The sequence below is a fragment of the Parvibaculum sp. genome (assembly GCF_035325945.1).
Classification (GTDB): domain Bacteria; phylum Pseudomonadota; class Alphaproteobacteria; order Parvibaculales; family Parvibaculaceae; genus Parvibaculum.
In genome coordinates this window covers 20820-28920 of sequence record NZ_DAOKYX010000032.1, presented here as the reverse complement: position 1 = coordinate 28920, position 8101 = coordinate 20820, and the positions used below count along the sequence as shown (strand labels likewise).

At 64.0% G+C, this 8101-nt stretch carries 7 protein-coding genes; 4 read left to right on the top strand and 3 right to left on the bottom strand.

Features of this window, described 5'->3' with window-relative positions; translation table 11 throughout:
• Nucleotides 1-100 precede the first annotated feature (100 nt).
• The gene (nudC, locus tag PKA57_RS13010; RefSeq protein WP_324301232.1) at nucleotides 101-1051 is read left to right on the top strand and encodes an NAD(+) diphosphatase; all 951 of its coding nucleotides are present in this window, start codon (nucleotides 101-103) and stop codon (nucleotides 1049-1051) included.
• 20 nt (nucleotides 1052-1071) lie between these two features.
• Here the strand turns inward: nudC and PKA57_RS13005 are convergent, their stop codons facing one another.
• The 3 genes from PKA57_RS13005 to PKA57_RS12995 form a co-directional block, all read right to left on the bottom strand.
• Nucleotides 1072-1497 carry a DUF3617 family protein gene (locus tag PKA57_RS13005; RefSeq protein ID WP_324301231.1) on the bottom strand — a complete coding sequence of 142 codons (426 nt, stop codon included), beginning with the start codon at nucleotides 1495-1497 and terminating at the stop codon, nucleotides 1072-1074.
• Nucleotides 1498-1625: 128 nt separating this feature from the next.
• Nucleotides 1626-2504 carry a prephenate dehydratase gene (locus PKA57_RS13000; RefSeq protein ID WP_324301229.1) on the bottom strand — a complete coding sequence of 293 codons (879 nt, stop codon included), beginning with the start codon at nucleotides 2502-2504 and terminating at the stop codon, nucleotides 1626-1628.
• A gap of 11 nt (nucleotides 2505-2515) precedes the next feature.
• The gene (locus tag PKA57_RS12995; RefSeq protein ID WP_324301227.1) at nucleotides 2516-3274 is read right to left on the bottom strand and encodes a 3-deoxy-manno-octulosonate cytidylyltransferase; all 759 of its coding nucleotides are present in this window, start codon (nucleotides 3272-3274) and stop codon (nucleotides 2516-2518) included.
• A 285-nt stretch (nucleotides 3275-3559) separates the two neighbouring features.
• Here PKA57_RS12995 and PKA57_RS12990 point away from each other — a divergent pair, with 285 nt between their 5' ends.
• From PKA57_RS12990 to PKA57_RS12980, 3 genes are all read left to right on the top strand, one after another.
• The gene (locus PKA57_RS12990) at nucleotides 3560-4126 is read left to right on the top strand and encodes a cytochrome c family protein (RefSeq protein ID WP_324301225.1); all 567 of its coding nucleotides are present in this window, start codon (nucleotides 3560-3562) and stop codon (nucleotides 4124-4126) included.
• A 241-nt stretch (nucleotides 4127-4367) separates the two neighbouring features.
• Complete coding sequence (locus PKA57_RS12985) at nucleotides 4368-6218, top strand: extracellular solute-binding protein (RefSeq protein ID WP_324301224.1); 1851 nt, start codon at nucleotides 4368-4370, stop codon at nucleotides 6216-6218.
• Nucleotides 6215-8101: an extracellular solute-binding protein gene (locus PKA57_RS12980; RefSeq protein ID WP_324301222.1), complete on the top strand. Its 1887-nt coding sequence runs from the start codon at nucleotides 6215-6217 to the stop codon at nucleotides 8099-8101. The genes PKA57_RS12985 and PKA57_RS12980 overlap by 4 nt, the downstream gene beginning before the upstream one ends.

Genomic DNA, 8101 nt, shown 5'->3' with positions numbered 1-8101 from the left:
CAGACACGCGAGCGCGACCATTGAGCGCGGCTTGCCTCTGTGCCAACCTGACGCCCTCCAAATCAGCATGAATTTCCAGAAATCCGTCAGGAATACCCGAATGGGCCTCCCCCAGAACCCCAACATTTTCGCTAACAACCCGCTCGATCGCGCGAGCTACAGGCGCGCAGACAAGGCATGGATCGAAAGCCAACTCGCCGATCCGGCGAGCCTTTTCGTGCCGTTCCACAGGCTCCAGCCCTTCGTCCTGCCGGAAGAAAAGCCCTCGCAGGGCAAGGATGTCGGCTGGTTGCGCATGGCCCTTCTGAAGGAGCTTGCCGGGCCCGATCCGGTGATCGTCTTTCTCGGCGTCAACCGCCGGGGCAAATCGCTCTTCGCGGCCGATGTGAGCGCGCTCAAGGACCCGGACAACCATCCCGCCCTCAAGGGCATCGGCGCCTTCGAGGAGCTGCGCGGGCTCGCCATGGCGGGCGAGATCACGCCGACCGAGCTTGCGATTCTCGCCCAGGCAAAGAGCATGATCGACTGGCACCAGAGGCACGGCTTCTGCTCGGTCTGCGGCACGCGCAGCGAGATGATGGAAGCGGGCTACAAACGGCAGTGCCCGAGCTGCAAGGCCGAGCATTTCCCGCGCACCGACCCGGTTGCCATCATGCTCGCCACCTATCAGGACAAGTGCTTCCTCGGCCGGCAGAAAATCTGGCCGAAGGGCATGCATTCCGCGCTTGCGGGCTTTATCGAGCCGGGCGAATCGATCGAGGAAGCGGTGGCGCGCGAACTCCATGAGGAAGCGGGCCTTTCGGTTTCCTCCGTCACCTATCACTCGACCCAGCCATGGCCCTACCCGTCCTCGCTGATGATCGGCTGCCATGCGGTCGCCGATTCGGAGGATTTCAAGATCGACGGCGTCGAACTTTCCGGAGGGCGATGGTTCACGCGCGACGAGGTGAAGGCCGCCATCGAGGGCAAGGGCGATGGAAGCTTCTGGCTGCCACCGCCCTTCGCGATCGCGCATCAGCTCGTCAAGACCTTCGCGGAAGGCAAGGCCTGAGCGAACAGGATCGGCGGCTGCTATTCGGTGCAGTCGCCGATTCGCTTGTGATCGACCTTCGCGTTCATCGTCTGTGACATGCCTCCGACCGAAGACTTCGTCTCGGATGCGTGAATCATGTGCGTCGAGCTGACGAAATTCATCGTGCCGGTCGTCGTCATCGTGACGCCTTCCTCAGGCATCGAGCATTCACTGGTGAAGTGATAGACATTGCCCTGCCACTTGCCCGTGGCTTTGCAGTTCTCCGTCTGCTCGCCTTCGGAGCGCAACATATCCTCGGGCGACTGCCTGACGTCTTCGGGCGAGAAACACTCCTTGTCGGTGAAGCTGGTGCCCGCGACCGTCATGGTCCGCTCCCAGAGGCCCGGCGCCATTTTCGGCGGGGCGGCAATCGCCGCGACGGGCAGGAGGAAGAGCACGGCAGTCATCGAAATCGCTTTCTTCATAAAATCCCTCTGTTCGACCTGCGCATGAACGTGCACGCGCCATGACCTCAGAGGCTACCACGCTTTCGCGCGCGGCAACCTTCGCAAATCCTGCATGCGGACAATTTGCGTGAGGACGATCGCCCTTGTCAGCGGCCGGAGGCGGCAAGTTCCTGGCGGTAGGGATGAGACTTGTAGATGCCGAGAATCTTGAGCTCGGTCGTGAAGAACTCAAGCTCCTCGAGCGCGAGGCGCACATTGCGCGAGGCGGGATGGCCCTCGATGTCGGCGTAGAACTGGCTTGCCGAGAAAGTGCCCTCGAGCTGATAGCTTTCGAGCTTCGTCATGTTGACGCCGTTGGTGGCGAAACCGCCCAGCGCCTTGTAGAGAGCGGCCGGCACGTTCCGCACACGGAATATGAAGCTCGTGATGACGGGACCTTCATCCGGCTCGGCATCGTTCGGCTCGCGCGCCATGACGAGGAAGCGCGTGGTGTTGTGCGTCGCGTCCTCGATGTCGCGCCTTAGAATGTCGAGGCCATAGATCTCGGCCGCGAGTTCGGATGCGATGGCGGCGCGCGACCTGTCGCCCGCATGGGCGATTTCGCGCGCGGAACCTGCCGTGTCGGCGGCAACCACCGGATGAAGGCCAAGCTCGCGCGTCACCTTGCGGCACTGGCCGAGCGCCATGACATGGCTCTGCACGGTCTTCAGGTCGGCAAGGCTCGCCCCCTTCAGCGCGAGAAGCTGATGGCGCACGCGCAGGAAATGCTCGCCGACGATATAGAGCGACGACTCCGGCAGAAGGTGGTGGATGTCGGCCACGCGGCCCGCGACTGAATTCTCGATCGGCAGCATCGCAAGACGCGCCCTCTTCTCGCTGATCGCGGCGAAGACATCCTCGAAGGTCGGGCATGGCATCTCGACCATGTCCGGGAACGCCTCGCGGCAGGCGATGTGGGAATTGGCTCCGGGCTCGCCCTGAAAGGCGATGGTGTTTTCCGGGCTTGCAGGTGAAGCGCTCGACATGATGGGCAATCTTAGCTGGCGGCAGGGGCGCAGAGCACCGCGCGCGCCTTTTCGAGGTCGGCGGGAGTATCGACACCGAGGGGAACCGTGTCAACGAGCGCGACCTCTATCGACATGCCTGCCTCGAGCGCGCGCAACTGCTCGAGCTTCTCGCGCTGCTCGAGCGGCGAGGGCGGCATGGCGACGAAACGCTCCAGCGCCTCGCGGCGGTACCCGTAAAGGCCGATGTGATGGTAATGCGGCCCGTCGCCCCATGGCGCGGTGGCGCGCGTGAAATAGAGCGCGCGGCCCGACGGCACGCCCGCATGCGCGCCGCGGAATGCGATCACCGCCTTCACCACATTGGGATTGGCGCGCTCCTCCTCGACCGTGATCTCGGCCGCGAGCGTCGAAATGTCGGTGCCGGGAATGTCGAGCGCCTCGGCGGCGATGCGGATGAGGGCGGGATCGAGCGTCGGCAGGTCGCCCTGCACATTGATGATGACGTCGTGGCGGCCCTTCGCGTCCACCACGCCCAGCGCCTGCCAGATGCGGTCCGAGCCAGAGGGAAGCTCGGGATCGGTCATGACGGCCTCCCCGCCCGCCGCGGTGACGGCCTCGGCGATCTCGCGCTCGGCCGCGGCGACGACCACGCGCCCTATGCCCGCCTCGGCGGCGCGGCGCCAGACCTGGACGATCATCGGCAGGCCGCAAATATCGGCCAACGGCTTGCCCGGAAGGCGGGTCGAGGCCATACGGGCCGGAATCACGATAATGGGCTCGCGCGCCATGAAATTCTCTCAATCATCGGGCCTGACCGGGCCCCGGAAACCAGCCCCGGGCGAGGTGCGGCGGAACGTCGCAAGCCCTGCCACCCCCCCCCGCATTCCCCAGCGTCCGGCGGAACGGCCAAAGTCTTTGCGTCCGGGCACTTATACGGCTTGCGGCGCGGAGGCGGAAGCGGCTAATCTCCGCGCGATTCAGCGGGGTCTGGCAGGCGCAGCCGCGTCCATTTGACGTATTTCTTGTCCTCTCCACCCCATCTTCCGTAACCGATCCGGGCGGAGCGAGAGCCGATGGATAGTTTTGAATTCAACAAGATCGCGGGCGCAGTTCTGTTTTCGCTGCTCGCTGTGCTCGGCGTGAAGAATCTCGCCGATTACGTCTATTCGACCGAGCCGGCGAACCCCAAGGCGTTCGTCATCGAGGCCGCGGCCACCGAGGGTGGCGAGGCGGCACCGGCGGCGGCGGCCGCCGAGCCCGAAGTGCCCCTGGCGACGCTTCTGGCCCAGGCCGACCCCAAGGCCGGCGAAGCAGCCGCCAAGAAGTGTCAGGCCTGCCACAATTTCGTGGAAGGCGCGGGCGCGAAGATCGGCCCCGACCTCTACCACGTCGTCGGACGCGATGTGGCGAGCGCACCGGGCTTCAAGTATTCCGACGCCCTCGTGAAGAAGGGCGGCAAGTGGACGTTCGAGGAGCTTTCCAAGTTCATCGAGAACCCGCGCGGCGACGTGCCCGGCACGGCCATGGGCTTTGTCGGCATCAAGAAGCCGCAGGAGCGCGCGAACGTCATCGCCTATCTCAACACGCTGGGATCCAACCTGCCCCTGCCGAAGGCGGAAGAAGCGGCACCCGCGAAGTAACGGGCAGCCCGAGCGGCAGAAACCGAACGATGAAGCGCCCGGAGCAATTCCGGGCGCTTTTTTTCTTGAGCCTGCCGGTTGCTCGAACTTGCGGGCCGGCTGAAGCGGAAATGCGCCCGCTGCCCGCAAGGCTCGCGCTCGCCGCAAAAAATAGCCACAATGAGCGCCAAATCTTGAAGCTCGCGGCACCCCGGCATTCGGCCGGCAACGAGTTCGCCGCAGGCATTGTCCTGGAGGGGAGATGACGTTCAGAACGGCCGGTATCGCGATGGCGCTCGCGCTCTCGATCGTCGGTGCGCAGGGCATCGCGACGGGCGCGAATGCAAACGGGATCGAGCGTCACGGCGCCTCGCTTTTCGGCGATCTGAAATATGGCCCCGGCTTCAAGCATTTCGACTATGTGAACCCGGCCGCGCCCAAGGGCGGCGAGCTGCGCTATGCGGCGCTCGGCACCTTCGACAGTCTCAATGCCTTCATCGTGAAGGGGCAATCGGCGGCGGGGCTCAGCCTCATCTACGACACGCTTCTGGAACCCAGCCTCGACGAACCGGGCGCCGAATACGGCCTCATCGCCGAAACCATTTCCTACCCGGACGATTTTTCCTCCGTCACCTTCAAGCTCCGTCCGCAGGCGCGCTTTCAGGACGGCAAGCCGATCACGCCCGACGATGTGGTCTGGAGCTTCGAGACGCTGAAAAAGCAGAGCCCCTTCTACAACGCCTATTACCGCAACATCGCCAAGGCGGAAAAGATCGGCGCCGACAAGGTGCGCTTCACCTTCTCGGTGAAGGGCAACCGAGAATTGCCGCAGATCACGGGCCAGTTGCCGGTGCTGCCGAAGCACTACTGGACGGTGAAGGGCGCGCGGCGCGACATCTCGCAGACGACGCTCGAGCCGCCGCTCGGCAGCGGCGCCTATCGCATCGCCAAGGTCGTGCCGGGGCGCTCCATCCTCTATGAGCGGGTGAAGGACTATTGGGCGAAGGACCTGCCGGTCAAAATCGGCACGGACAATTTCGACCGGCTGCGCTTCGACTATTACGGCGATCCAACCGTGGCGCAGGAAGCCTTCAAGGCCGATCAGGTCGATTTCCGACTCGAAAACAGCGCCAAGGCCTGGGCCACCGCCTATGACTTCCCGGCGGTCAAGGATGGCCGCGTCAAGCGCGAGCAGATCAGGACGCGCAATCCCGCGGGCATGCAGGGCTTCGCCTTCAACCTCAGGCGCGACATTTTTCAGGACGAGCGCGTGCGGGCGGCCTTTGACGAGGTACTCGATTTCGAGTGGATGAACAAGAACCTCTTCTATGGGCAATATGCGCGGACGGACAGCTATTTCGCCAATTCCGAACTCGCATCGAGCGGCATTCCGCAGGGCGAGGAGCTGAAGCTGCTCGAACCCTTCCGCAAGGAACTGCCGCCCGAACTCTTCACCACGCCCTACAGCAATCCGAAGACGGACGGCTCCGGCAACAACCGCTCCAATCTGCGCCGCGCGGCGGAGCTTCTGGACGCCGCCGGCTGGAAGATCGCCAACGGACAGCGCATGAAGGACGGCAAGCCGCTCGCCGTCGAATTCCTGCTCGCCGATCCGCTCTTCGAGCGCGTGGTCGGCCCCTACAAGCAATCGCTCGAACGGCTCGGCATCAAGGTCACGCTCAGAACCGTCGACACGGCGCAATATCAGAACCGCGTCGACAATCGCGACTTCGACATCATCGTGCAGTCCTTCGGCCAGTCGCTTTCGCCCGGCAACGAACAGCGCGACTTCTGGGGCTGCGAAGCGGCAAAGGTGCCGGGCAGCCGCAACGTGATCGGCATCTGCGATCCTGTCGTCGAAAAGCTCATCGACCGCGTCATCTTCGCGACGAGCCGGGCCGAGCTTCTGGCGGCGACGCATGCGCTAGACCGCGTGCTTCTCTGGCGCCATTACGTCGTGCCGCAATGGTATTCGCCCTTCGAGCGGGTCGCCTATTGGGCGCGGCTCGGCCATCCGCAGACATTGCCGCCCTATTCCATCGGCTTCCCCTCCATCTGGTGGTATGACGCGAGCGGAAAGGCCGCGGCCGCCAGGGCGCCGCAAAAACCATGACGCTGCGTTCCGGCTTTCCGCGCCGCACGGTCCTTCATCTCATGGGCGCAAGCCTCGGCATGACGCTGCTGCCGGGCCGCCTGCACGCGCAGACCAGGGGCGCGGACACGGGAAGGCGGCACGGGCTCTCGATCTTCGGCGAACTCAAATATGCCGAGGGTTTTTCGCATTTCGACTATGTGAACCCCGCAGCGCCGAAGGGCGGCACGCTTTCGCAAATGCCCGTGACAGGGGCCTATAACGCCTCGCTTCTCACCTTCGACACGCTCAACGGCTATATCCTCAAGGGCAACGCGCCGCCCGCTCTCGATCTCATCTTCGATACGCTGATGGCGCGCGCCTATGACGAGGAAGACGCCCTTTATGGCCTTGTCGCCGAAAGCGTCGAGATCGCGGAGAAGGGCAAGCGCTTCACCTTCCATCTGCGCGATGCCGCCCGCTTCCATGACGGCACGCCGCTCACGGCGGAGGATGCGGCCTTTTCCTTCATGCTGCTCAGGGAAAAGGGACACCCGCTCATCTCGATCAATCTGCGCGAGATGAAGCAGGCGAAGGCGCTCGACGCACGCACCCTCATCATTGAATTCACTGGCGAAGAGACGCGCGACCTGCCGCTTCTCATCGCGGGCGGGCTGCCCATCTTCTCCAAGGCCTGGTACACGGCGCATAAATTCGAGGAGACGACGCTCACGCCACCGCTCGGCAGCGGGCCCTACAGGATCGGCGACTTCAAGCCGGGCAATTTCATCACCTATGAGCGCATGCCGGACTATTGGGCTCGCGATCTCAACGTGAATGTCGGCCAGTGGAACTTCGACCGCATCCGCTTCGAGTTTTTCCGTGACCGGACGGCGGGCTTCGAAGCCTTCAGCGCGGGCCAGTATCTCTTCCGCGAGGAATTCACGTCGAAAGTCTGGGCGACGCAATACAACTTCCCCGCGGTCAAGGACGGGCGCGTCAAACTCGTGACGCTTCCCGACCACACGCCATCGGGCGCGCAGGGCTGGTTCATCAACACGCGGCGCGAGAAATTCGCGGACCCGCGCGTGCGCGAGGCGCTGACGCTCGCCTTCGATTTCGAATGGACGAACAAGAACCTCTTCTACGGGCTCTACAAGCGCACATCGAGCTTCTTCGAGAACTCGCCCATGCGGGCGGAAGGCGCGCCCTCGCCCGACGAACTGAGGATCCTCGATCCCTGGCGCGACCGGCTTTCGCCTGTCGTGTTCGGGCCCGCCGTCACCGCGCCGGTGAGCGACGGCACGGGGCAGGACCGCATGCTCCTGCGGCGCGCGGCGGAGCTTCTCGACGAAGCGGGGTGGAAGATTTCAGGCGGCCAGCGGCGGAACGCGAAGGGCGAAGTGCTCAGCGTCGAGTTTCTCGGCGATGATCCCGTCTTCCAGCGCGTCGAGGGGCCCTATATCAAGAACCTCAAGCTCCTCGGCATCGCCGCGCAGTCGCGGCTCGTCGACTCGGCGCAGTTTCAGGACCGGCTCAAGAAATACGATTTCGACCTCATCGTTCAACGCTATTCGATGGGGCTCACGCCCGGCATCGAGATGCGCGCCTATTGGGGCTCGGAATTTGCCAGGACGGAGGGAAGCCGCAATCTTTCCGGTATCGCCGATCCCGCGATCGACGCCCTGATCGAGAAGGTGATCGCGGCCGGCACGAGGCCGGAGCAGACCGTCGCCGCAAGGGCGCTCGACCGCGTGCTCAGGGCGGGGCATTACTGGATTCCGCAATGGCACAAGGCGAGCTACACACTCGCCTATTGGGATATCTACGACGCGCCGAAGGTCCTTGCGAAATACGATCGCGGCGTCGAGCGCTCATGGTGGGTCGATATGGCGAAGGCAAAAAGGCTGGGGCTGAAGGGATAG

Coding starts and splice junctions, on each gene's coding strand:
- PKA57_RS12995 (WP_324301227.1), bottom strand. CDS start 3,274: ATGGCGCGCGAGCCCATTATCGTGATTCCGGCCCGTATGGCCTCGACC.
- PKA57_RS13005 (WP_324301231.1), bottom strand. CDS start 1,497: ATGAAGAAAGCGATTTCGATGACTGCCGTGCTCTTCCTCCTGCCCGTC.
- PKA57_RS12980 (WP_324301222.1), top strand. CDS start 6,215: ATGACGCTGCGTTCCGGCTTTCCGCGCCGCACGGTCCTTCATCTCATG.
- PKA57_RS12985 (WP_324301224.1), top strand. CDS start 4,368: ATGACGTTCAGAACGGCCGGTATCGCGATGGCGCTCGCGCTCTCGATC.
- PKA57_RS13000 (WP_324301229.1), bottom strand. CDS start 2,504: ATGTCGAGCGCTTCACCTGCAAGCCCGGAAAACACCATCGCCTTTCAG.
- PKA57_RS12990 (WP_324301225.1), top strand. CDS start 3,560: ATGGATAGTTTTGAATTCAACAAGATCGCGGGCGCAGTTCTGTTTTCG.
- nudC (WP_324301232.1), top strand. CDS start 101: ATGGGCCTCCCCCAGAACCCCAACATTTTCGCTAACAACCCGCTCGAT.